General features: G+C 70.0%; 20 protein-coding genes. 6 read left to right on the top strand and 14 right to left on the bottom strand.

What is annotated here, in order from left to right; translation table 11 throughout:
* Nucleotides 1-140 precede the first annotated feature (140 nt).
* The 3 genes from groL to AB0305_RS07435 all read right to left on the bottom strand — a co-directional run bounded on the left by groL (nucleotide 141) and on the right by AB0305_RS07435 (nucleotide 2,761).
* Entirely contained in the window at nucleotides 141-1,751 is a 1,611-nt protein-coding gene (gene groL / locus AB0305_RS07425; protein WP_290255861.1) for a chaperonin GroEL, read from the bottom strand.
* An 81-nt stretch (nucleotides 1,752-1,832) separates the two neighbouring features.
* Nucleotides 1,833-2,129 (bottom strand): co-chaperone GroES, encoded by a 297-nt coding sequence (gene groES, locus AB0305_RS07430; protein WP_056737866.1) that lies wholly within the window; start codon nucleotides 2,127-2,129, stop codon nucleotides 1,833-1,835.
* A gap of 236 nt (nucleotides 2,130-2,365) precedes the next feature.
* A complete protein-coding gene (locus tag AB0305_RS07435) occupies nucleotides 2,366-2,761 on the bottom strand; it encodes a hypothetical protein (protein WP_364133228.1) in 396 nt (131 codons plus the stop codon).
* Between the two features lie 56 nt (nucleotides 2,762-2,817).
* Here AB0305_RS07435 and AB0305_RS07440 point away from each other — a divergent pair, with 56 nt between their 5' ends.
* Nucleotides 2,818-4,047, top strand: coding sequence for a class I SAM-dependent methyltransferase (locus AB0305_RS07440; RefSeq protein ID WP_364133231.1), 1,230 nt, complete (start codon nucleotides 2,818-2,820; stop codon nucleotides 4,045-4,047).
* A gap of 25 nt (nucleotides 4,048-4,072) precedes the next feature.
* Here AB0305_RS07440 and AB0305_RS07445 read toward each other — a convergent pair whose 3' ends face one another.
* Together AB0305_RS07445 and AB0305_RS07450 are read right to left on the bottom strand one after the other, a co-directional pair.
* Complete coding sequence (locus AB0305_RS07445; RefSeq protein WP_364133233.1) at nucleotides 4,073-4,906, bottom strand: shikimate 5-dehydrogenase; 834 nt, start codon at nucleotides 4,904-4,906, stop codon at nucleotides 4,073-4,075.
* Nucleotides 4,907-4,996: 90 nt separating this feature from the next.
* Nucleotides 4,997-6,643 (bottom strand): glycoside hydrolase family 3 N-terminal domain-containing protein, encoded by a 1,647-nt coding sequence (locus AB0305_RS07450; protein ID WP_366172294.1) that lies wholly within the window; start codon nucleotides 6,641-6,643, stop codon nucleotides 4,997-4,999.
* A gap of 141 nt (nucleotides 6,644-6,784) precedes the next feature.
* On the opposite strand from AB0305_RS07450, the gene AB0305_RS07455 reads away from it, so the two are divergent.
* Nucleotides 6,785-7,936 (top strand): glutamate--cysteine ligase, encoded by a 1,152-nt coding sequence (locus AB0305_RS07455; RefSeq protein WP_364133237.1) that lies wholly within the window; start codon nucleotides 6,785-6,787, stop codon nucleotides 7,934-7,936.
* A 71-nt stretch (nucleotides 7,937-8,007) separates the two neighbouring features.
* Here the strand turns inward: AB0305_RS07455 and tsaD are convergent, their stop codons facing one another.
* The 6 genes from tsaD to AB0305_RS07485 all read right to left on the bottom strand — a co-directional run bounded on the left by tsaD (nucleotide 8,008) and on the right by AB0305_RS07485 (nucleotide 13,340).
* On the bottom strand, nucleotides 8,008-9,114 hold the full coding sequence (tsaD, locus tag AB0305_RS07460; RefSeq protein ID WP_364133239.1) for a tRNA (adenosine(37)-N6)-threonylcarbamoyltransferase complex transferase subunit TsaD: 1,107 nt from the start codon (nucleotides 9,112-9,114) through the stop codon (nucleotides 8,008-8,010).
* Nucleotides 9,111-9,593 (bottom strand): ribosomal protein S18-alanine N-acetyltransferase, encoded by a 483-nt coding sequence (gene rimI / locus AB0305_RS07465; protein ID WP_364133242.1) that lies wholly within the window; start codon nucleotides 9,591-9,593, stop codon nucleotides 9,111-9,113. Before rimI ends, tsaD begins: the two co-directional genes overlap by 4 nt.
* A 59-nt stretch (nucleotides 9,594-9,652) precedes the next feature.
* Nucleotides 9,653-10,324, bottom strand: a complete 672-nt coding sequence (gene tsaB / locus AB0305_RS07470) for a tRNA (adenosine(37)-N6)-threonylcarbamoyltransferase complex dimerization subunit type 1 TsaB (RefSeq protein ID WP_364133244.1) — start codon at nucleotides 10,322-10,324, stop codon at nucleotides 9,653-9,655.
* Complete coding sequence (gene tsaE, locus AB0305_RS07475) at nucleotides 10,325-10,939, bottom strand: tRNA (adenosine(37)-N6)-threonylcarbamoyltransferase complex ATPase subunit type 1 TsaE (RefSeq protein ID WP_364133247.1); 615 nt, start codon at nucleotides 10,937-10,939, stop codon at nucleotides 10,325-10,327. It lies immediately after the preceding gene.
* Nucleotides 10,936-12,159, bottom strand: a complete 1,224-nt coding sequence (alr, locus tag AB0305_RS07480; protein ID WP_364133249.1) for an alanine racemase — start codon at nucleotides 12,157-12,159, stop codon at nucleotides 10,936-10,938. The genes tsaE and alr overlap by 4 nt, the downstream gene beginning before the upstream one ends.
* An 89-nt stretch (nucleotides 12,160-12,248) precedes the next feature.
* Nucleotides 12,249-13,340: a carbohydrate kinase family protein gene (locus AB0305_RS07485; RefSeq protein ID WP_290255871.1), complete on the bottom strand. Its 1,092-nt coding sequence runs from the start codon at nucleotides 13,338-13,340 to the stop codon at nucleotides 12,249-12,251.
* Nucleotides 13,341-13,430: 90 nt separating this feature from the next.
* On the opposite strand from AB0305_RS07485, the gene AB0305_RS07490 reads away from it, so the two are divergent.
* Entirely contained in the window at nucleotides 13,431-14,909 is a 1,479-nt protein-coding gene (locus AB0305_RS07490) for a 6-phospho-beta-glucosidase (protein ID WP_364133252.1), read from the top strand.
* A gap of 45 nt (nucleotides 14,910-14,954) precedes the next feature.
* Here AB0305_RS07490 and AB0305_RS07495 read toward each other — a convergent pair whose 3' ends face one another.
* Nucleotides 14,955-15,491: a GNAT family N-acetyltransferase gene (locus tag AB0305_RS07495; protein WP_364133255.1), complete on the bottom strand. Its 537-nt coding sequence runs from the start codon at nucleotides 15,489-15,491 to the stop codon at nucleotides 14,955-14,957.
* Between the two features lie 165 nt (nucleotides 15,492-15,656).
* Here AB0305_RS07495 and mshA point away from each other — a divergent pair, with 165 nt between their 5' ends.
* From mshA to AB0305_RS07510, 3 genes are all read left to right on the top strand, one after another.
* The gene (mshA, locus tag AB0305_RS07500) at nucleotides 15,657-16,922 is read left to right on the top strand and encodes a D-inositol-3-phosphate glycosyltransferase (protein WP_364133257.1); all 1,266 of its coding nucleotides are present in this window, start codon (nucleotides 15,657-15,659) and stop codon (nucleotides 16,920-16,922) included.
* Between the two features lie 72 nt (nucleotides 16,923-16,994).
* Nucleotides 16,995-18,698: a formate--tetrahydrofolate ligase gene (locus AB0305_RS07505; protein ID WP_364133260.1), complete on the top strand. Its 1,704-nt coding sequence runs from the start codon at nucleotides 16,995-16,997 to the stop codon at nucleotides 18,696-18,698.
* A 341-nt stretch (nucleotides 18,699-19,039) separates the two neighbouring features.
* Complete coding sequence (locus AB0305_RS07510; RefSeq protein WP_364133263.1) at nucleotides 19,040-19,987, top strand: hypothetical protein; 948 nt, start codon at nucleotides 19,040-19,042, stop codon at nucleotides 19,985-19,987.
* Nucleotides 19,988-20,215: 228 nt separating this feature from the next.
* Here the strand turns inward: AB0305_RS07510 and AB0305_RS07515 are convergent, their stop codons facing one another.
* Both AB0305_RS07515 and mgrA read right to left on the bottom strand, forming a co-directional pair.
* Entirely contained in the window at nucleotides 20,216-21,301 is a 1,086-nt protein-coding gene (locus tag AB0305_RS07515; RefSeq protein ID WP_290255877.1) for an inositol-3-phosphate synthase, read from the bottom strand.
* Nucleotides 21,302-21,460: 159 nt separating this feature from the next.
* Nucleotides 21,461-22,498, bottom strand: coding sequence for an L-glyceraldehyde 3-phosphate reductase (gene mgrA / locus AB0305_RS07520; protein ID WP_290255878.1), 1,038 nt, complete (start codon nucleotides 22,496-22,498; stop codon nucleotides 21,461-21,463).
* Nucleotides 22,499-22,508: the final 10 nt, after the last annotated feature.

The raw sequence follows: 22,508 nt of genomic DNA on the forward strand, positions 1-22,508 counted from the left end.
GCGGACTGTGAGGAGCTTGTGAACCGGCCATGTTCTCCCGTCGCAGCCGGGAAAGCAGAAAGAACGCCCCGGCGCAATGCCGGGGCGTCCTCTCTCTGATGCAGATGGTGCACGTGGTGCAGCCGGAACTACACGTTGGCCTAGTGCTGGTGGCCGGCGTGCTCGTCTTCGTCGGCCGGCTTCTCCGCCACCAGGGTCTCGGTGGTGAGAACCAGCGCGGCGATGGAGGCAGCGTTCCGAAGGGCGGCGCGGGTGACCTTGACGGGGTCGATCACGCCGGCGGCGATCAGGTCCTCGTACTCACCGGTCTTCGCGTTGAAGCCCTGGTTGACGGCCGAGTCCGCCACCCGAGCGGCAACGACGTAGCCGTCGAAGCCGGCGTTCTGGGCGATCCAGCGCAGCGGCTGGGTCAGTGCCCGGCGAACGATGCCCACGGCTGCTGCCGCGTCGCCGTCGAGCGCCTTGACTGTCGGGTCCTCGTCGAGGGCCTTGAGGGCGTGGACAAGGGCCGAACCGCCGCCGGAGACGATGCCCTCTTCCAGCGCGGCGCGCGTGGAGGACACGGCATCTTCGATGCGGTGCTTCTTTTCCTTCAGCTCGACCTCGGTGGCGGCGCCGACCTTGATCACGCCGATGCCGCCGGCCAGCTTGGCCAGGCGTTCCTGCAGCTTTTCCTTGTCCCAGTCCGAGTCGGTGCGGGTCAGCTCGGCGCGCAGCTGTGCGACACGGGCCGCGACGTCCTCGGCAGAACCGGCACCGTCGACGATCGTGGTGTTGTCCTTGGTGACGGTGATACGCCGCGCGGTACCGAGGACCTCCAGGCCCACGGTGTCCAGGCTGAGGCCCAGTTCCGGGGAGACGACCTGCGCGCCGGTCAGGGTCGCGATGTCCTGCAGCATGGCCTTGCGGCGGTCACCGAAGCCGGGAGCCTTGACGGCGACGACGTTCAGGGTGCCGCGGATGCGGTTGACGATCAGCGTGGACAGGGCCTCTCCGTCGACGTCCTCGGCAATGATGAAGAGCGGCTTGGAGGCCTGCAGGGCCTTCTCCAGCAGCGGCAGGAAGTCCTGCAGCGAAGAGATCTTGCCCTGGTTGATCAGGATGAGGGCGTCCTCGAGGACGGCTTCCTGGCGGTCCGCGTCGGTGATGAAGTACGGGGACAGGTAGCCCTTGTCGAACTGCATGCCCTCGGTAAGGACGAGTTCGGTCTGCGTGGTGGAGGACTCCTCGATGGTGATCACACCATCCTTGCCGACCTTGCCGAACGCCTCGGCCAGCAGTTCGCCGACCTCGTCGCTCTGCGCGGAGATGGCGGCAACGTTGGCCACCTGGGTGCCCTCAACCGGACGGGCGTTCTCCAGCAGGCGGGCGGCGATGGCCTCGACGGAGACCTCGATGCCGCGCTTGATCTGGCCCGGGGCGGCGCCGGCGGCAACGTTGCGCAGGCCTTCCTTGACCAGGGCCTGCGCCAGCACCGTTGCGGTGGTGGTGCCGTCACCGGCGACGTCGTTGGTCTTGGTGGCGACCTCCTTGGCCAGCTGCGCGCCCAGGTTCTCGTAGGGGTCGTCCAGCTCAACCTCGCGGGCGATGGTCACGCCGTCGTTGGTGATCGTGGGGGCGCCCCACTTCTTGTCCAGCACGACGTTGCGGCCGCGGGGGCCGAGCGTCACCTTGACGGTGTTGGCGAGCTTATCGATACCGGCCTCGAGGGACCGGCGGGCAGCGTCGTTAAACGCGAGCTGCTTTGCCATGGTGTTGTCCTTTCACGAAAGAACCCCGCGCAGCCGTCCCGTTCATCACTGACGGTCCGGCGGCGCGGGGATCCAAGAGAGTTACTTTACGACGATCGCCAGAACGTCGCGGGCGGACAGTACGAGGTACTCGACACCGCCGGTCTTGACTTCGGTTCCGCCGTACTTGGAGTAAATGACGACGTCGCCAACGGCAACGTCGACGGGAACGCGGTTGCCGTTGTCATCGAAGCGGCCGGGGCCTACCGCGACAACTTCGCCTTCCTGCGGCTTCTCCTGCGCGGAGTCCGGGATAACCAGGCCGGAGGCCGTGGTCTGCTCGGCTTCGAGCGGGCGGACAACAATACGATCCTCAAGAGGCTTAATAGAGACCGACACTCGGACCTCTCCTTTTCGTCAGCAAATTCATGGACTTCAAAGCGGTGGTGCCATGCGTACAGACCGTCGTCGCGGTGCCGGCAGCAGCCTGGCAGCTGATGCTTTGGTGTTAGCACCCGCCTAGGGGGAGTGCTAATGACGACTCTATGTAAGGAGTTAGCACTCGGTCAAGGTGAGTGCCAGAAGTTCATCTGTGGCGAACGGCCGCCTGATGTCCGGATGGGCAAGCAGCCCGGCTACTCCCCCGCCAAGTCGTCGTAGTCCCACTCCAGCCCGTCGTCGTCCTCGTCCACCCGGGGCGCGTCGTTGCGCGTCCGGTAGAGCAGGAAGCCGCCGGCCAGGGCCGCGAGGAGGCCGGCGATCAGGAAGATGATGCTGCCGATCCGGACCCCGGCGTAGGTGTCGCGGATGGCCCGGGCCTCGTCGGTGGCGTCCGCGACGTCCTTGCCGTCCACCGAGTAAACCGTGGCATTGAAGGTGTCGAGGAGGAAGATGATCACCAGCAACGCGGCGCAGACGACGGCGGCCACGACGCCGGCGATCAGCGCCGGGCGGGCGTAGCGGGCCAATCCCCGACGGCCCGGGGCCTCCCCCGCCGCCGTTCCATCGGTTTCCGTGTTCCTGTCCTTCATGCCGTCAAGCCTAGTGGGCGCCGCGGGGTTCCCGGGCCTGAACTACGATCGATGGCATGGCTGAGACACCGCAGGACCAGATCGCACCACTGCTCAATCCGGCGGGGTGGGAACTGCTGTCCTCGCTGGGCCCGTACCGGGAGGAGGAGGCGTTCCAGCTCAACGCGGCGCTCCGCAAGGCAGGCCACCCGGCGGATCTGGTCTCCGCGGCCTTGACGCAGTCCCGGCTGCGGACCAAGGCGGAGGCCAAGTTCGGCGAATTCGCCCGGCAGATGATCTTCACCCGTGCCGGCCTGGAGCAGGCCACCCGGCTCACGGTCGCCGCCCGGCACGCCCAGCGTTTCGCGGAGGCGGGGGTCACCCACGTCGCGGACCTGGGCTGCGGGCTCGGCGCCGATGCGATGGCCCTGGCGTCCCTGGACCTGACCGTGACCGCGGTGGAACTGGATGAGACCACCGCTGCCTGCGCCACGATGAACCTGATCCCGTTCCGGAACGCCACCGTGGTGCACGCCGACGCGGAATCCGTGCCGCTGGACGGGATCGACGGGGTCTGGTTGGACCCGGCCCGCCGGACCACGTCCACCTCGGGCACCACCAGGCTCTGGGACCCGGAAGACTTTTCCCCGCCGCTGTCCTTTGTGGAGTCGCTGGCCGCCTCCGGCCGCGCCGTCGGCGTGAAGATGGGCCCCGGGATCCCCCACACCGCAATTCCCGCGGACTGCGAGGCACAGTGGGTTTCGGTGGGCGGCGACGTCACCGAGGTCGCCCTGTGGTTCAACTCCGTCCGCCGCCCGGGCATCCGCCGCGCCGCGCTGGTGCTCGGCCCGCGGGGCGCGGCGGAGCTCACCAGCGTCGAGGATTTCGACGGCGGCCCGGCGGCCCCCGTGGGCCCGGTATCCGGGTACCTCTACGAACCCGACGGGGCCGTGATCCGCGCCGGACTGGTGGCCGACGTCGCGCTCCGGCTCGGCGGACACCTGGTGGACGAGCACATCGCCTACATCTGCGCCCCCGAACTGCAGGACACCCCGTTCGCCCGCGCCTATGAGGTCCTCGAGGTGATGCCACTCAACGTCAAGGCCCTCAAAGCCTGGGTCAGGGAGAACGGTATCGGCGTGCTCGAGATCAAGAAGCGCGGCGTGGCCGTGACCCCGGAGGAACTGCGCGGGCAGCTGCTGCCCGGCGGCCGGGCCGCGAAGAAGGCCAAGAACAAGGCCACACTGGTCCTCACCCGGATCGGCGAGGACCGGGTTGCCGTCGCGGTACGTCCAGTCGCCCCGTAGGGCTCTGTAGCGCCGGGCGGCGACCTTACTGGGCGCGCATGAACTCCTCGGCGGCCCGGACCTGCTCCTCGCTGGGACGGATGCCGGTGTAGAGGACGAACTGTTCCAGCGCCTGGATGGTGGCCACCTCGGCGCCCGTGATGACCTTCTTCCCGGCGGTCCGGGCGGCCTTGATCAGCGGCGTCTCGGCGGGCAGGGCGACGACGTCGAATACCACCTCGGCTTCCTCCACCGCCCACTGCGGGTAGGCCAGGGCGTCCGCCTCGGCGCTGCCCGCCATGCCGATGGGCGTGACATTGATCAGCAGCGCGGCGGGGTCCACACCATCGCCTTGGGCCGGAACGTCGGCGCGCCAGGCGAAACCGTAGAGGTCGGCGAGCGCCCGGCCGGCGTCCTCGTTGCGGGCAATGATGGTGACGTCCCGGAACCCGGCGTCGCGCAACGCGGCCGCCGTCGCCTTCGCCATGCCGCCGGCACCGCGGAGCCAGACGGAGTAGTCCACCGGCACGGCGTTGCGCTGCAGGAGCTGTTCGATGGCGGTGTAGTCGGTGTTGTAGGCGGTGAGGGTGCCACCGTCGTTGACGATCGTGTTGACCGAGTCGATGGCCTTCGCGGACGGGTCCATGACGTCCACGAGGTCGATCACGTCCTCCTTGTACGGCATCGACACGGCGCAGCCGCGGATCCCCAGCCCGCGGACCCCGGCGATCGCCTGGCCCAGGTCCGTGGGGGCGAAGGCCTTGTAGATCCAGTTCAGGCCGAGCTGCTCGTACAGGTGGTTGTGGAAGCGCGTCCCGTTGTTGCTTGGGCGGGCCGAGAGCGAGATACACAGCGTCATGTCTTTGTTCAGGATAGGCACCGCTCCATTAAACGCCACCGGGCGGGACCGTACCCTGCCTAGGGACAGCGGCCATGTCCAGCTCTCTGGTGCAGCTCCCAGATTCAGCGCCTAGGCGCAGCCGGCCCCCGGGCCCTGCGCGCCCACGGCCACCGGCAGTTTCCCCGGCGCCGGCGCCTTGCCGCCCAGCACCGCCGCGAGGGCTTCGAAGGCTTCCCGGCTCCGGCCGTAGAGGGCGATTTTGGCCGGGGCAGCGGACTTCTCCAGCGGCCAGGGCGCGTCAAGGGCCACCGCGACGTCGGCCGTCACGGGGCCCTCGCCATAGCCGATGAGCGCCACCACCGGGCCGGACCCGACACCGATGCCGGCCTGCCGGGCGGCGGCAGCGAAGCGGGCCCGGTCCTGCTCCGTGCCGCCGGTCACCCGGACGCTCGCGGGCACGATCGGACCCTTGCACGGCCCGGACAGCACCGTGATGGCCTCCTGCGAGACCTTCTCGGAGAGGGCCGATCCACTGCCGGGCGCCGAGGCATGGGCCGGCTGGCTGCGTCCGCGCCAGAGCTGCATGGTCACGACGCGGCGCGCGGCCTCGTCCAGGCGTGCGGCCGGCAGGCTGCCCTTGCGGACGGCGGAGACAATCGCGGCGTGCGCGGTGTCCACCGAGGCGGGCATCAGGATCAGGTCCGCCCCCGCCGCGAGCGCCAGGGGCGCGGACGAATCGTTGGGGAACTGCTCCGTAACGGCACCCATGTTCATGGCGTCGGTGACCGCCACGCCCCTGAACCCCATGCGGCGCAATTCGGCATAGGAGGCGGCCGAGACGGAGGCGGGGACTCCGGGCTGGAGGGCGGGCACGGCTATGTGGCCGGTCATCACCATGGGCAGGCCCGCGTCAATCGCCGCCTGGAAGGGCTTGAGGTCACGGGACCGGAGCTGGTCCAGGCTGGCGCCCTGGACCGGGAGTCCCTGGTGCGAGTTGACGCTGACGGACCCGTGGCCGGGAAAGTGCTTGGCCGCGGGCAGCACGCCGGCATCCAGCATGCCCTTGGAGAACGCGGTCCCGACGGCGGCCGCAGTGTCCGGGCTGCCGGAGAACGAGCGGGCACCGATCGTGGGATCCGCCGGACCCATGGTGACGTCCGCAGCGGGGGCGAAGTCGACGTTGAAGCCCACCCCTGCCAGTTCGGCCGAGAGGGCCCGCCCGGCGTCGGTGGCCAGCGGGTCGCTGCCGGCGGCGCCGAAGCTCATAGGGGCCGGCCATTCGGTCAGCGGGGCGCGCAGGCGGGCCACCAGCCCACCTTCCTGGTCGACGCCGATCAGGCCGGGCCAGCCACGGCCGTCGGCACGGGCCGCCCGCTGCAGCCGGTCGGTGGCGGCGCGCATGGCGGTGGTGTCCACCTGGCCGGTCGCCGTCGCGGGAACGTTGTCGCCCATCACGATCGACCCGGCCAGGTGCAGCCGTTCCACCGTCTTGGCGTGCGCCTCGACGTCGAGCCCGACGAAGGAGGCCAGCAGGACCTGGCCCGCCTTCTGCTCCAGGGACATTCCCGCCGCCGCCCGGGCGGCGGCGTCGGCGTCGGCCTGCTCGGGTCCCCAGCCGAGGGGCTGCGCGGAGGGGGCGGAGGGTTGGCCGGACTGCCCGGCGGGGCCGGTGCCTGGGGCGGCCGGGGCGGAGCATCCGGCGGCCGGGAGCACGAGCCCCGCCAGCAGCGCCGCGGTCACGGGCAACAGGTTCCGGTTGTGAAGACTCTCACGCATCAGCTGTAACTTGACCACCAGCTCGATGCTACCCCTGCACTAGACTTGGGACATTGTTGCCATACCCCCGCTCGCCGCCCCGGCGGCGGTGACGGCGCACATAACCACCGGCGAGCGCCGCCACTACAGCGAAGGGACCGCATGAAGATCGAGTTCGCTTCATCCAGGCAGTCAACACTCGGCGTCGAATGGGAGCTGGCCCTCGTCGACGCCGAGACCGGCGAACTCGCCTCGGTGGCCAAGGAGGTGCTGCGCAGCGTCGCCGCCCGGCACCCGGAACTCAACGAGGACGACGAGCACCCGCACATCAAGCAGGAGCTGCTGCTCAACACGGTGGAGCTGGTCACGGGGATCTGCACCACGGTGGCTGAGGCCAAGGCGGACCTGGCGGGATCCCTCGCCGCGCTCCGTGAGGTCACGGACCCGATGGGCGTGGAGGTCTTCTGCGCCGGTTCCCATCCGTTCAGCCCGCCGCAGCTGCAGCCGGTGACGGACAAGGAACGCTACGCCAAGCTGATCGACCGCACCCAGTGGTGGGGCCGGCAGATGGTGATCTATGGGGTCCATGTCCACATCGGCCTGGACAGCCGCGACAAGGTCCTGCCGGTGCTCGACGGCCTGGTCAACTACTTCCCGCACTTCCAGGCCCTCTCCGCCTCCAGCCCGTTCTGGGGCGGCGAGGACACCGGCTACGCCTCGCAGCGGGCCCTGATGTTCCAGCAATTGCCCACCGCGGGCCTGCCGTTCCAGTTCGGCAGCTGGGAGGACTACGAGTCCTACGTCCAGGACATGTTCACCACCGGGGTGATCGACGCCCTCTCCGAGATCCGCTGGGATATCCGGCCCGTGCCCAACCTTGGCACCATCGAGATGCGCATCTGCGACGGCCTGGCCACCCTGGAGGAGGTCGGCGCGATCGCGGCCCTGACCCAGTGCCTGGTCCACGAGTTCTCCACCATCCTGGACAACGGCGGGACTATCCCCACCATGCCGCCCTGGCACGTGCAGGAGAACAAGTGGCGCGCCGCCCGGTACGGCCTGGACGCGATCATCATCCTCGACGCCGAGGGGAACGAACAGCTCGTCACGGACCACCTTCGGGAGACCCTGGACCGGCTCGCCCCGATCGCCGAGCAGCTGGGCTGCGCCGCGGAACTGGGCGACGTCGCGAAAATCATCGACCGCGGGGCCGGCTACCAGCGGCAGCGCCGCGTCGCCGCCGAACACGGCGGCGACCTGCGCGCCGTCGTACTGGACCTGGTCAAGCAGATGCGGCAGGGCCCGGCGGCCTGACGCCTCCCGCCCGACGGCGTGGTCCGGCCGGGATGCCGGCCGGGCCCTTCGCCTCTAACCCTCCGCCCGGGTTAGACGGAGACGGACGTGACCGGCATCGACGAATCCGGCGCGAAACCGATCCTGCTGGGCGCCGTCCCGGCCATCACCAGCTGCGCCCCGAGGGCGGCCACCATGGCCCCGTTGTCCGTGCAGAGGCTCAGCGGCGGCACGGTCAGCCGGATTCCGGCCGAGGTGCAGCGCTGCTCGGTGAGCTCCCGGAGCCGGGAATTGGCCGCCACTCCCCCGCCCAGCAGCAGCTCCGTGATGCCGTTCTCGCGGCAGGCGAGCACCGCCTTGGCCGTGATGACATCCACCACCGCCTCCTGGAATGCCGCGGCGATATCGGCCACCGGCACCTCCTGGCCTTTGGCCTCGAACTGTTCGACGCAGCGCGCGACGGCGGTTTTCAGGCCACTGAACGACCAGTCGTAGCGGTGCGGGCCGGGCTCCTCCGCGGTCCCCATGTACTTGGGCTGGGTGAGCCCGCGGGGGAAGCGGATGGCCTTGGGGTTGCCCGTGCGCGCCAGCTTGTCGATGGCCGGGCCTCCGGGGTAGCCCAGGCCCAGCAGCCGGGCCACCTTGTCGTAGGCCTCACCGGCGGCATCGTCGATCGTCGATCCGAGCAGTTCCACGTCGTCGGTGATGCTGCGGATGCGCAGGATCTCGGTGTGCCCGCCGGAGACCAGGAGGGCGCCAAGGTTGTCGGGCAGGGCCGCCGGCTGTCCGGGACCGCCTGCGCCGTCCGTGTCCAGCAGCCCGACGCCCACGTGCGCCACCAGGTGATTGATCGCGTAGAGCGGCTTCCCGGTGGCCACGGCCAGCGCCTTGGCCGCGCAGACCCCCACCATCAGGGCCCCGGCCAAGCCGGGTCCGGAGGTCACGGCGATCGCGTCGATGTCGTCCAGGGCCACCTCTGCGGCGGCCAGCGCCTCGGTCAGCGTGGGAACGAAGGCGTCGAGGTGGGCGCGGGAGGCGATTTCGGGGATGACGCCGCCGAAGCGGACGTGTTCCTCCATCGAGGAGGACACGGTGTTCGCGAGCAGACGGGTGCCGCGGACAATGCCGACGCCGGTCTCGTCGCAGGAGGATTCGATGCCGAGCACCAGCGGCTGCTGGCTGTGCGGAGCGTTGTTCATGCCTGGCCTGTCTCCTCAGGGTTATCGTCCGGCGTGTGGCCGGCGGTTTCCGGGCCGGTCAGGGTCAGGCGCATGATCAGGGCGTCGACGCCGTCGCGGTAGTAGCGCGGCCGGATGTGGATCTGTTCGAAGCCGAAGCGCCGGTAGAGCTGCTGGGCGCGCGGGTTGTCGGCCCGGACCTCGAGCAGCACGTCCGCGGCGCGGCGCCGGCGGCTCTCGGCGATCAGCCGGGTCAGCAGGGCCGAGCCGATCCCGCGGCCCTCCTGCTCGGGGACGACGGCGATCGTCTGGACGTCCGCGATGGGCTCGATGCACATCAGTCCGGCGTAGCCCACGATCCCGCCGTCGGCCTCGGCCACGAGGTAGTGGCGGGTGTCGGTTTGCGAGAGCTCGTCGCCGAACATCTGCAACGGCCACGCGTCCACGGGGAAGAGCCGGACCTCCAGGGCGTGGACGGCAGGGATGTCGGCGGCCGTCATGGGCCGCAGGGTCACGCCCCCGCTAGCCGGTCCGGAGCCGGCGGCGGGTGCCCCGGCGGTCACAGCGCGCGCTTCCGCGGCCCGGGCACCTGGGCGTCGGATTCGCGCAGGTAGAGCGGCGTGGTGTCGGGCAGTTCTTCCCCGGCGGCCAGGCGTGCGAGGGCGAACTGGCCCAGGGACACCGCCTCGGGCTGGCGTTCGGCGAAACCGGCGACGGCGCGTACCTGGTCGGCGTACAGCCCGGCACCGGCACCGTAGACCGGCAGCTCCGGCAGCTCGGAGGCGAAGCCGACGTGGGGTCCGTCCGCTAGCTCGGGAAGCTGCCCGGTGGCCAAGGTGTACCGGGCCCAGTACACCTCGCGGCGCCGGGCGTCGGTGGCCACCAGGAACTCGGCGGCGCTGTCGATGGACTCTGCCACCTCGAGGGCGATCGCGTCCAGGCTCATCATGCCGTACAGCGGCTTGCCCCAGACGTTCGCGAGGGTCCGGGCGGTGACGATCCCCGAGCGCAGGCCGGTGAAGGGTCCGGGGCCGACGCCGGTGACCACCGCGTCGAGGTCGGCGCCGGTGAGGCCGGCGCCGGTCAGGAGTTTCGCAATGCCGGGGGCGAGGACCTCGGCGTGGCTGCGGGTGTCCTCGGTGGCGAAGCAGCCCACCACGGATTCCAGGGAATCGTCGGAGACGAGGGCCGCGCTGGCAACCGCCGAGGTGTCGATGGCGAGAATCAGCATTTAGTCCTCTTCCTGGGTGCGCGTTGCGTCCGGGCCGGCAGGCAGGGCCGCGGGCGGTTCGGCCCAGCGCGGGCCGAAGCCGCGGAAGACCACGGTGCGGGGCCCGTCGTCGTCCTCGTCTTCGAAGTCGAGCACGTCGTCCGGGGCGGTGTCCGCTTCGGGGACGGGCCGGTGGCCTCCGCCGGGGCTGCTTCCCAGCCTGCGGTGCAGGTCGATTTCCAGGCGGCTCTCGCTCAGGTGCTCCACCCGGTCCCGGCCCCACTCCACCACGGTCACCGCGGAGTCCATGGTGTTTTCGAGGTCGATGTCGTCGATCTCGGCGGCGGACTCCAGCCGGTAGGCGTCCACGTGGACCAGGTCCGGACCGCCGGGGCGGGGTCCATCCGGCAGGTTGGGGTGGATCCGGACCAGCACGAACGTCGGTGAAATGATGCCGGCGCGCACGCCGAGCCCCTCACCCAGGCCCTGGGTAAACGTGGTCTTGCCGGCGCCGAGTTCCCCGGTGAGCACCAGCAGGTCCCCGGCCCGCAGTTCGGCGCCGAGGGCGGCGGCCAGCTCCTGTGTCTGGGCGGCGGTGGCGACCTCGACGCTGCGCTCCCACACCGGCGCGCTCACAGCGACTCCCCGCCGTCGGAGTCGGGGGCCTCGTTGATGTAGCGGCGCGGCACCCGGGTGCTGATCCGTGTGACGATCTCATAGTTGTTGGTCCCGGCGGCGCGGGCCCAGTCCTCGGCGGTGGGCCCGCCGTCGGCGCCGTCGCCAAACAGGACGGCCTCCTCGCCCAGCAGCGACGTCCCGCCCGCCGAGACCTCCAGCGGACCCAGGTCGATCACCATCTGGTCCATTGCGATCCGGCCCACCACCGGGTACGTCCGCTCCCCCACCCGGACAGGTCCGCCGGTGGCAATGCGAGGGACGCCGTCGGCGTAGCCCAGCGGAATGAGGCCCAGGGTGCTGGGGCCGGCAGTGCGGTAGTTCAAACCATAGGAGACGCCCTGGCCGGCGGGGACGTCCTTGCAATGGGCCACCACCGTGCGCAGGGTCATGGCCGGGCGGAGCCCAACGTCCTCGGCGCCCTGGTCCTCGAACGGCGAGAGGCCGTAGATGCCCAGCCCGACCCGGACCAGGTCGAAATGCGTGTCCGGCCGGGACAGGGTGGCCGGGGTGTTCGCGAGGTGGCGGACCTCGGGGTCGACGCCGGCGTCCTGGGCCATGGCCAGGATGTCGCGGAAGACGGCGAGCTGCGCATCGGTTTCCGGCCGCTCGGGCTCGTCCGCAACGGCCAGGTGGGAGAAGATCCCGACCACGCGCAGCAGGCCCTGGTCCTGAAACTCGAGGGCCTCACCGAGCAGCGAGTCCCAGGCCGCGAGGGTCACGCCGTTGCGGCCCAGGCCGGTGTCCACCTTGAGATGGACCCGGGCGGGGCGTTCCTGTTCGCGGGCGGCCGCGACGATCCGGCCCAGCTCCCAGCCGGAGCAGCCGATGTCGATGCCGGCGGCGACGGCGGCGGCGAAGTTGCTGTCCGGGGTGTGCAGCCAGGCCAGCAGCGGCGCGTCGATGCCGGCGGCGCGGAGGGCGAGGGCCTCGGAGATGTGGGCGACGCCCAGCCAGCTGGCACCGGCGCTGAGCGCGGCGCGGGCCACCGGGATGGCGCCGTGGCCGTAGGCGTCCGCCTTCACCACGGCCATCACCTTCGCCGGGGACGCGACGGCGGCGAGCCGCCGGACATTGTGCCGGACCGCGGCGAGGTCGATGACCGCAGACCGTTCCTCCGCGCGGGCCGGCGCGGCGTCCGCGGACGGCTGGGACTCTCCTGATGCTGCTGGGGATATCACCTAACGATTCTACGGGTGGCCCCGGACGCGGCTGAATTCCGGGGCAGGGTCCGTGCTCCCGCCCCCGCGTCTTCGCCGTCCTAGCCGTCCTACGCGTCCGAGAGGTGCGCGATGGTAGCCGCGGCCCGACGCTGCGCCGCCGGCGGGACATCACGCACGATCTCCTCGAGGAAACGGTAGCGGCGCAGCCACTGGCTGCCCTGACGTTCCTTCCGGGCGTTGGCCCGCTGCCACCAGTCGGCGAGGTCGCCCCAGCCCGGTGCGGCGAGGGAACCTCCCACGTGCTGCACGGCCAGGGCGGCGCAGAGATTGGCAAAGCGCAGCCGGTCCCCCAGCGGCCAGCCGGCCAGGCAGCCCACGATGAACGCCGCGGCAAAACAGTCGCCGGCACCGGTGGGATCAAAGGCGGTGACGGGAAGCGACGGCACCCATTCCTCCTCGCCGCTCTCCGAGTCCACCGCCATGGCACCCTGCGCGCCGAGGGTCACCACGGCCACCGGCACCCGGTCCGCGAGCGCGTAGAGCGCCGCCCATGGGTTGTCCTTGCCGGTGAAGGCCATCGCCTCCTGCTGGTTGGGCAGGAAGGCGTGGAAGTAGCGCAGGTTCTCCAGCCGCGCCCGCGCCCAGGTTTCCGTGGGGTCCCAGCCGACGTCGCCGAAGAGCCGGACGCCGGCCCGGTGCGCGGCCACGGCCCACGGTTCCATCTCCTCGGCGAGGTCGGCGACGGCGGCGAGCGCGAGCGGCGGTGACCCGATCAGTTCGGTGGCGGAGACGGGCGCCGGGTGGCCGTGGGTGATCATGGACCGGTCCTTTTCCACGCTGAGGGACACGGTGACGGGCGAGTGCCAGCCGGGAATCCGGCGGGACAGCGAGAGGTCCACATGCTCCTGCCCGGCCAGGATCTTCCAGTTCTCCTCGCCGTACCCGTCGTCGCCAAAGACCGCCGCGAGGCCCGTCCGCAATCCCAGCCGGGCCGCGGCGATGGCCTGGTTCGCCACCCCGCCCGGGCAGCTGCCCATGCCCTCGCTCCAGATCTCGGTTCCCGGCCGCGGCGCGTGCGGCAGTCCGGTGAAAATGATGTCCTGGAACACGGTGCCCGTCAGCAGCACGTCGAATCCCAAGGCCGCCGGGGAGCGGACGGCGGCAAGCGGATCGAAACGCGGCGCTGGAATCGCGTCCATACTCCGCAGGGTACGCCCGCCGGCCCGGTCCCGGTAGCGGCTTTGGTCCGCCCCTCCCCCGCCGCCGGCGGACTGGCCTACACTGCTGGCATGCGGCTCATGGTTGCCGGCGGCGGCGGGTTCCGGGTGCCGCTCATTTACCGGGCGCTCTGCACCGGCCCGTACGCCGGGCTGGTGCAGGAGTGCGTGCTGTACGACGTCGATGCGCACCGGCTGGAGGCCATCGGGGCGGTGCTGGCGTCGTTCCGGGCCGGGCTTCCGGACGGTGCGCCCGCCCCGGCGGTTCGGACCTCCACGTCCCTGGAGTTGGCCCTCACCGGGGTGGACATGGTCTTCGCCGCCATCCGCCCGGGCGGAACCGCGGGACGGGTGGCGGACGAACGGGTGGCTCAGGGCGCGGGGCTGCTGGGACAGGAAACCACCGGCGCGGGTGGGATCTCGTACGCGCTGCGGAGCATCCCCCCGATGCTCGAGCTCGCCGCGGCGATGCGGCGGTTGTGTCCCTGGGCCTGGTTGGTGAACTTCACCAACCCGGCCGGGATGGTCACGGAGGCCCTGATCCCGGTGCTGGGGCCGAAGGTGGTCGGGATCTGTGATTCCGCCGGCGGCCTGGCCCGTCGGGTAGCGCGGGCCGCCGGGGTAGCGCTGCCGGACGGCGTTCTGGCGGGGGTGGGCTATTACGGGCTGAACCATCTCGGCTGGCTGTACCGGCTTGAGTCCGGCGGCCGGGACCTCCTGCCGGAACTGCTCGCCGATCCGCGGAAACTGGCCGGGGTCGAGGAGGGCCGCCTTTTTTCCCCGGAACTTCTGGCCGGGCTGGGCTGCCTGCCGAACGAGTACCTCTTCTACTACTACGCCGCAGGGCAGGCCGCCGCCGCGATGCGGTCCGCGGCGGAGACCCGCGGCGAGTCCATCCACCGGCAGCAGGCCGGGCTGTACCCGCGGCTGGCCGGGGCGGGGGCGGAGGCCTACGCGCTGTGGGACGCCGCGCGCCGGTCCCGCGAGGAGGGCTACCTCGCCGAGGCCAGGCCAGGCGGCGAACACCGGGACGAGGAGGATCTCGCCGGGGGCGGGTACGAGAGGGTGGCGCTGGCCCTGATGCGGGCGCTCTCCGGCGGCCGGGAGACGGAGTTGATCCTCAACGTCCCCAACACCCTGCCGCCCACAGGGCCCGGCGGAGGCGGGGGTCCTGCGATCCCGGGCCTGCCGGCGGACGCCGTCGTCGAGGTGCCGTGCCGCGTCAATGCCGACGGCGTCGTTCCGCTCGCCCAGGACCGCCCGGCCCAGGCGCAGCTGGACCTGATGCGCCGGGTGAAAGAGGTCGAGCGGCTGGTGGTCCGGGCCACGACGCCGGGGCCTGGCTCACGGTCGGGTGTTCAGGGGAGCGACGGCACCGCCGGCGGCGGTTCCAGCGCTATCTCCGGATCGGCACGAAGGGAAGCCGCGCTGACCGCCTTCGCCCGCCACCCGCTGGTCGACTCCGAGGTACTGGCCGCGAGGTTGCTGGCCGGGTACGAGGCGGCCTTCCCCCGGCTCGCCGCGCTGTGGCAGGACTCACCGGGCCGTTGAGGGAAAACCCGGCGGAGGGGAAAGCCTGCGTGGGAGCGGACGTGCCTACAACATCCGGTGCATGACGTGCAGGCCCACGAACCCTTGCTCCGGGTGCTGGAAGGCTTCGGGAATGGTGGCCAGGATGGTGAAGCCCATGCCCTGCCAGGCGGCGACCGCCCTGACGTTGGTTTCCACCACGGCGTTGAACTGCATGGCCCGGAAGCCCTCCCGGCGGGCGGCGTCGAGGGAGTAGGTGCAGAGCGCGCGGGCCAGGCCGCGGCCACCAAACCCGGCCCGCACCATGTAGCCCGCATTCGCCACGTGGCGCCCGCCGCCACCTTGGTTGGCGTGCAGCTCCCCCGTGCCCAGCACGACGCCGTCGTGCTCGCCTGTGCCCACGGCGACGAAGGTGCGGCCCGGCGCCGTCTTGACCCACTTGGACCGCGCAGCGTCCTCGGTGGTGTCCCGGTCCCAGGTGAAGGTCTCACCGGCACGGATTACCGGCTCCAGGATTTCCCAGATGCCGGGCCAGTCGCGGTCCGTGGCGTCCCTGATGATCCAGTCGGCGGTTTCCTGCGGGGCCTTGTCAACGGTGCTCACAGCGGCCACCGTATCAGCGGGGCTCGGACGGGGCACGGCGGGGCACCCGCGGGCGCCGGCCGGCCGGGTCCCGGGCGGCAATCCGAGCCTCCGCAGGAGTAGTGTTTTACCGAATCCACGTCCCCGGAACGCCGGGAACCGCACCCTGAGAGGAAGGACACCACGATGCCGCTGGTCCGTCGGGTCGCATTCCTCTCGCTGCACACCTCCCCCATGGAACAGCCCGGGTCCGGCGACGCCGGCGGCATGAACGTCTACATCCGGGCCCTGGCCGCAGCCCTCGCGGAATCCGGCGTCGAGGTGGAGATTTTCACCCGCTCGACCGCAGCGGACCAGCCCGCCGTCGAGCACCCCTCCCCCGGCGTGTGCGTGCACAACGTCTTCGCCGGGCCGGCGCGGAAAGTTCCCAAGGAGGAACTACCCGCGCTGCTGCACACGATGGTCGCGGAGATCGACCGGATCAAAGCCGACCAGCCGCGCGGCCGGTACGACCTGATCCACTCGCACTACTGGGTCTCGGGGGTCGCGGGGCTGGAGCTGTCGGAGCTTTGGGGCGTGCCGCTGGTCCACACCATGCACACCATGGCCAAGGTCAAGAATCTGCTGCTGGAGTCCGGTGAAAGGCCCGAGCCGCGGCGCCGCGAAGAGGGCGAACACCGGATCGTCGACGGCGCCACCCGCCTGATCGCGAACACCGCGGCGGAGGCTGCGGAACTGGTCTCGCACTACGACGCGGACCCGGACCGGATTGACGTCGCCCCGCCCGGGGTTGACCTCGATGTCTTCACCCCGGCGTTCCGGGCCAAGGCCCGCAGCGACCACGGCGTGCCGCCGGGCCGTTTCCACCTGCTCTTCGCCGGCCGGATCCAGCGCCTGAAAGGCCCGCAAATCCTGATCAAGGCCGCAGCCCTGCTGCGTGCCCGGCGCCCCGACATTGACCTGCAGGTCACCATCCTCGGCGCGGTGAGCGGGGCGAAGGACTTCGACCTCAAGGCCCTGATCACCGCCGCAGGGATGGACGACGTCGTCACCCACCACCCGCCGGTCAGCGCGCCGAAACTGGCCGGCTGGTACCGCTCCGCCGACGTCGTCGTCATGCCCTCCTACAGCGAATCCTTCGGGCTGGTGGCACTGGAGGCCCAGGCCTGCGGCACCCCCGTGGTCGCCACCCGGGTGGGCGGACTCTCCCGCGCCATCTTCGACGGCAGGACCGGGCTGCTGGTGGAGGGGCACAAGGCCTCGGACTGGGCGGACGCCCTCGAATCCCTGCACGACGACCCGCTGACCCGCGAAGACATGGGCCGCGCGGCGTCCGTGCACGCCCAGGGATTCGGCTGGCACCACACGGCCGCGCTGACGCTGGAGAGCTACCAGGGCGCGCTGGTCCAGTATTTTGGAACACGAAGCACCACGGCGGTGCCCGCTCCCTGACCGGGAGCCCCGCCGGACGCTTGGCCGGGACCGCCGGCACAGCGAATCCACGCCACGAGCCGAAGGACGCCGATGTCAGCCCCCACCTCCCCCGCCGCGCCCGTTCCCAGCGACCTCGAGATCGCCCGGCGCGCCACCATGCGGCCCATCGACGAGGTCGCGGCCGCCGCCGGGATCAACCCCGAGGCGCTGGAACACTACGGCCGGTACAAGGCCAAGATCGATCCGGCCCGGCTCACCGGCGCCGCTACTCCGGCCCGCGGCAAGGTGGTGCTCGTTTCGGCCATGTCACCCACCCCTGCCGGGGAGGGCAAGTCCACCACCACCGTCGGCCTGGCCGATTCCCTGGCCCGCGCCGGCCACCGGGTCATGATCGCGCTGCGCGAGCCCTCGCTGGGCCCCATCCTGGGGATGAAGGGCGGCGCCACCGGCGGAGGCTACTCCCAGGTGCTGCCGATGGACGAGATCAACCTGCACTTCACCGGCGACTTCCACGCCATCACCTCCGCCAACAACGCCCTGATGGCGCTGGTGGACAACCACATCTATCAGGGCAACGCGCTGAACATCGACCCTCGGCGCATGACGTTCAAGCGGGTCCTGGACATGAACGACCGGGCCCTCCGCGAGGTCGTGATCGGGCTCGGCGGCCCGACCCAGGGCGTGCCGCGGCAGGACGGGTTCGACATCACGGTCGCCTCCGAGATCATGGCCGTCTTCTGCCTCGCCACGGACCTGGACGACCTTCGCTCCCGGCTGGGCCGGATCACCTTCGGCTACACCTACGACCGGGAGCCGGTCACCGTTGCCGACCTCGGCGTCGAGGGCGCCCTGACCATGCTGCTCAAGGACGCGATCAAGCCCAACCTGGTGCAGACCATCGCCGGCACACCCGCGCTGGTTCACGGCGGCCCGTTCGCCAACATCGCCCACGGCTGCAACTCCCTGATCGCCACCCAGACGGCCCGCTCCCTGGCGGACATCGTGGTGACCGAGGCCGGTTTCGGCGCTGACCTGGGCGCGGAAAAGTACATGGACATCAAGTCGCGGGTGGGCGACGTGGCACCGTCCGCCGTCGTGGTGGTCGCCACCGTCCGCGCCCTCAAGATGCACGGCGGGGTGGCCAAGGACCGGTTGCAGGAGCCCGACGTCGATGCCCTCGCCGCCGGCGTCGCGAACCTGCAGCGGCACGTCCGCAACATCGGCAAGTTCGGCATCACCCCGGTGGTGGCGATCAACAAGTTCGGCACAGACAGCCAGGAGGAGCTCGACTGGCTGCTGGCCTGGTGCAAGGCGGAGGGTGTCGAGGCCGCCGTCGCGGATGTCTGGGGCCGGGGCGGCGGGGGCGACGGCGGCGACGAGCTCGCCGCGAAGGTTGCCGCAGCAATCGAGGCCCCGCATGGGTTCGCCCCGCTGTACCCGCTGGAACTGTCGGTGGAGGACAAGATCCGTACCATCGTCCAGGAAATCTACGGCGCCGACGGCGTGGAATTCTCCGTGCCGGCGCTGAAGCGGCTGGCGGACATCGAGAAGAACGGCTGGTCCTCGATGCCCGTGTGCATGGCCAAGACGCAGTACTCGTTCAGCGACGACGCCGCCAGGCTGGGCGCACCGAAGGGCTTCACCGTGCACGTGCGGGACCTGATCCCCAAGACCGGAGCGGGCTTCATCGTGGCACTCACCGGCGCCGTGATGACCATGCCCGGGCTGCCGAAGGTCCCGGCGGCGATGCGGATGGACGTCGACGCCGACGGCAACCCGGTCGGCCTCTTCTAACCCCTCCCTCACGTCCGGCCCTCCCGAACCCGAAACGCTCCCGCACGTCCGGCACCGACCGACGAAACGCTCCCGCACGTCCGGCACCGATCGTCGAAACGCTCCCGCACGTCCGGCACCGACCAACGAAACGCTCCCTCACCTCCGGCACCGATCGACGAAACGCTCCCGCATGTCCGGCACCGACCGACGAAACGCTCCCGCACGTCCTGCACCGACCAACGAAACGCTCCCTCACGTCCGGCACCGACCGACGAAACGCTCCGTCACGTCCGTCGCGGCTTCTTAGACGGCTGTGGATAACTTCTCCAAAGCTTGTCCAAGTCGTCCACAATGCCAGCATGCGCGCACGAAGAGAGTTGCCGGAGTCGTTGGAGGCCAGACCGTTCACCCTTACTTCTGCGATGTCGTTGGGAGTGACGAGAGCCAGGTTGCGGCAGCCGGATGTCCGGCACATCAGTCGGGGGCTCTACCGGCCCGCAAGTTGGAGCTTCGAGCTGGAGTCGGCCGCCCGCGCGTTGTCCGAGGCCTCCCCCGGGGCGTGGATCTCACACGTCACGGCCGCTCGGCTTCGCGGCCAACTCTTGCCCCTGTGGCTCTCGGATTCCGAGGAGTTACACCTGAGCAAGCCCCGCGCGCTCCCGGAAGTCCGTCGGAAAGGAATTGTTGGACACACGGTTGTTGCCTTCGACGACGAGGTCGAGACCGTTGATGACATCCGGATCAGCACGCGCTCCCGGACGTGGCTCGACCTGGCCAAACGCTTGAACCTGCCTGAGCTGGTCTGCATGGGGGACGAGCTCGTTCGTGTCCCCCGGTTCAACCTGGAGGGACGGAGCGAGCCGTTCGCGTCCCTCGCCGGATTGCGGTTGATGCTGGGTCGCCATCCGAATCTTCAGGGAATCGTCCGGGCCCGAATAGCTTTGGAGTTAATGCGCGTCGGAGCAGACTCAGGACCTGAGACCCTCCTTCGCCTCGCGATGTGCGACGCCGGGCTTCCTGAACCGGAGCTTCAAATAGAACTGCACCCGGGTAGTTCCGCAACCCCGACGGCCGACCTCGGGTACCGGCGTCGGCGCCTCGCGATCCAGTACGACGGTGGTCATCACCTGGAGCCCGCCCAAATCTTCAGCGATCGACGCCGAGATAAGGCCTTTGAAGCGGCCGGCTGGGCAGTGATCCTTTTGACTAAAGAAGACCTCGCCGACGGTTTCGTTGCCGCGACGTCCAAAATCAAACGTGTCCTACGCAGCGCATACGTTAGCCCGTCAACCGCCGCCGGCTTTTGATGTCGATTTGAGGGAGCGTCCCAACGGAACCCGCCGATCGTGAGAGGGCGTCCAACGGAACCCGCCAATCGTGAGGGAGCGTCCTAACGAAACCCGCCAATCGTGAGGGAGCGTGCGGACAGGAAAGTCCCTCCGGCAGGAAAACACAACGCTCCCGCACCGGAAGTGCGGGAGCATCGTGGTGAAACGGGCCGGATCTGAGGGAGCGTCCGGAGGCGGGGAAGGGCTTTAGCGCTCCAGGTCTCCGCGGATGAAGGCCTCGACCTTTTCACGGCCGAGGTCGTCGTTGAACTGCTCCGGCGGGGACTTCATGAAGTAGCTGGAGGCGGAGAGCAGCGGACCTCCGATGCCGCGGTCCAGGCCGATCTTGGCGGCGCGGACAGCGTCGATGATCACGCCGGCGGAGTTGGGCGAGTCCCAGACCTCCAGCTTGTACTCCAGCGACACCGGGGCGTCGCCGAAGTTCCGGCCCTCGAGGCGGACGAAGGCCCACTTGCGGTCGTCCAGCCACTGCACGTAGTCGGACGGGCCGATGTGCACGTCGCGCGCTGCGAGGTCGGCCTCGACGTTGGAGGTCACGGCCTGGGTCTTGGAGATCTTCTTGGACTCGAGCCGGTCGCGTTCCAGCATGTTCTTGAAGTCCATGTTGCCGCCGACGTTCAGCTGGTAGGTGCGGTCCAGGGTTACGCCGCGGTCCTCGAACAACTTGGCCATCACGCGGTGGGTGATGGTGGCACCGATCTGGCTCTTGATGTCGTCGCCCACGATCGGGACGCCGGCCTCGGTGAACTTGTCCGCCCACTTCTTGGTTCCGGCGATGAAGACCGGCAGGGCGTTGACGAAGGCGACGCCGGCGTCGATGGCGCACTGGGCGTAAAACTCGGCAGCTTCCTGCGAGCCGACGGGCAGGTAGCAGACCATGACGTCCACCTGGGCGTCCTTGAGGGCCTGGACGACGTCGACCGGCTCCTCCGGGGACTGCTCGATGGTCTCGAGGTAGTACTTGCCGAGGCCGTCGAGGGTGGGACCGCGCTGGACGGTGACACCGGTCGGCGGGACGTCCGCGATCTTGATGGTGTTGTTTTCGCTGGCGAGGATGGCGGCGGAGAGGTCCTGGCCCACCTTCTTGCCGTCGACGTCGAACGCCGCCACGAACTGCACGTCGTTGACGTGGTACTTGCCGAACTGGACGTGCATCAGACCCGGGATCGTGGCCTCGGGATCGGCGTCCCGGTAGTACTCGACACCCTGGACCAGCGAGGTGGCGCAGTTACCCACGCCCACGATTGCAACACGAATCGGATTTGCAGACACGAAACTCCCTTAGAGAACCAACAGGTGCCCGGCGAGGCCGTACCGCGAGGGGACGGCGAAGAAGCGGGCACGACGCCGTGCGGCGTCCTTGCATTCTAGTCAACGGTGCCGCGGGCGGGGTTTGTTCCCGTCCGCGGCACCGTTTCGATAACGGACCGGTTACTTCTGGGCCCAGAGGTTGATGTCGGACTCGACGGCGAACTCGTCGATGGCGTCCAGTTCCTCGGCACTGAAGTCGAGCTTGTTGATCGCGGCGAGGCTGTCCTCAAGCTGCCGGACGCTGGAGGCCCCGACGAGCGCGGAGGTGACCGGGGCGCCCTTGCGCTGGTCGCGCAGGATCCAGGCGATGGCCATTTGGGCCAGGGTCTGGCCGCGGCCCTCGGCGATCCGGTTGAGCCCGCGCACCCGGTCCAGGTTCTCCTCGCTGATCATGTCCGTGTCCAGCGACTTGTGCTGGGCGGCGCGGGAGTCTTCGGGGACCCCGTTGAGGTAACGGTCGGTGAGCATGCCCTGGGCCAGGGGTGAGAACGCGATGGACCCGGCCCCCACCTGCTCCAGCGCCTCGTGCAGGCTCGGGCTGCCGTTCTCGGTCCATCGGTTCAGCATCGAGTAGCTGGGCTGGTGGATCAGCAGGGGCGTGCCGAGGTCCTTCAGGATCCGGGCCGCTTCCAGGGTCTGTTCCGGGGTGTAGGAGGAGATGCCGGCGTAGAGGGCCTTCCCGGAGCGGACCGCCTGGTCCAGGGCGCCCATGGTTTCCTCCAGCGGGGTCTCCGGGTCCGGGCGGTGGCTGTAGAAGATGTCCACGTAGTCCAGGCCCATCCGGCCCAGCGACTGGTCCAGGCTGGCCAGCAGGTACTTGCGGGAGCCCCAGTTGCCGTAGGGACCGGGCCACATGTCGTAGCCGGCTTTGCTGGAGATGATCAGCTCGTCGCGGTACGGGGCGAAGTCGTCCCGGAAGTGCCGGCCGAAGTTGGTTTCGGCGCTGCCGTAGGGCGGGCCGTAGTTGTTGGCCAGATCGAAGTGCGTGACGCCCAGGTCGAAGGCGCGGCGCAGGATGTCCCGCTGTACCTCGAAGGGCTTGTCGTCGCCGAAGTTGTGCCACAGGCCCAACGAGATGGCCGGCAGTTTCAGGCCGCTGCGCCCGACCCGGCGGTAGGGCATCGTGTCGTAGCGGTTTTCCGCTGCGGTGTAGGTCATGGGTTTCCTT

Source organism: Arthrobacter sp. NPDC080086 (genome assembly GCF_040702285.1).

Bases quoted from the DNA above. Each gene is read 5' to 3' on its own strand.
- AB0305_RS07440 (WP_364133231.1), top strand. From the start codon at position 2,818: ATGGCTGAGACACCGCAGGACCAGATCGCACCACTGCTCAATCCGGCG.
- AB0305_RS07490 (WP_364133252.1), top strand. From the start codon at position 13,431: ATGCGGCTCATGGTTGCCGGCGGCGGCGGGTTCCGGGTGCCGCTCATT.
- AB0305_RS07435 (WP_364133228.1), bottom strand. From the start codon at position 2,761: ATGAAGGACAGGAACACGGAAACCGATGGAACGGCGGCGGGGGAGGCC.
- groL (WP_290255861.1), bottom strand. From the start codon at position 1,751: ATGGCAAAGCAGCTCGCGTTTAACGACGCTGCCCGCCGGTCCCTCGAG.
- mshA (WP_364133257.1), top strand. From the start codon at position 15,657: ATGCCGCTGGTCCGTCGGGTCGCATTCCTCTCGCTGCACACCTCCCCC.
- tsaB (WP_364133244.1), bottom strand. From the start codon at position 10,324: ATGCTGATTCTCGCCATCGACACCTCGGCGGTTGCCAGCGCGGCCCTC.
- AB0305_RS07485 (WP_290255871.1), bottom strand. From the start codon at position 13,340: ATGGACGCGATTCCAGCGCCGCGTTTCGATCCGCTTGCCGCCGTCCGC.
- AB0305_RS07450 (WP_366172294.1), bottom strand. From the start codon at position 6,643: ATGCGTGAGAGTCTTCACAACCGGAACCTGTTGCCCGTGACCGCGGCG.
- AB0305_RS07510 (WP_364133263.1), top strand. From the start codon at position 19,040: ATGCGCGCACGAAGAGAGTTGCCGGAGTCGTTGGAGGCCAGACCGTTC.
- AB0305_RS07455 (WP_364133237.1), top strand. From the start codon at position 6,785: ATGAAGATCGAGTTCGCTTCATCCAGGCAGTCAACACTCGGCGTCGAA.
- tsaD (WP_364133239.1), bottom strand. From the start codon at position 9,114: ATGAACAACGCTCCGCACAGCCAGCAGCCGCTGGTGCTCGGCATCGAA.
- mgrA (WP_290255878.1), bottom strand. From the start codon at position 22,498: ATGACCTACACCGCAGCGGAAAACCGCTACGACACGATGCCCTACCGC.
- AB0305_RS07505 (WP_364133260.1), top strand. From the start codon at position 16,995: ATGTCAGCCCCCACCTCCCCCGCCGCGCCCGTTCCCAGCGACCTCGAG.
- rimI (WP_364133242.1), bottom strand. From the start codon at position 9,593: ATGACGGCCGCCGACATCCCTGCCGTCCACGCCCTGGAGGTCCGGCTC.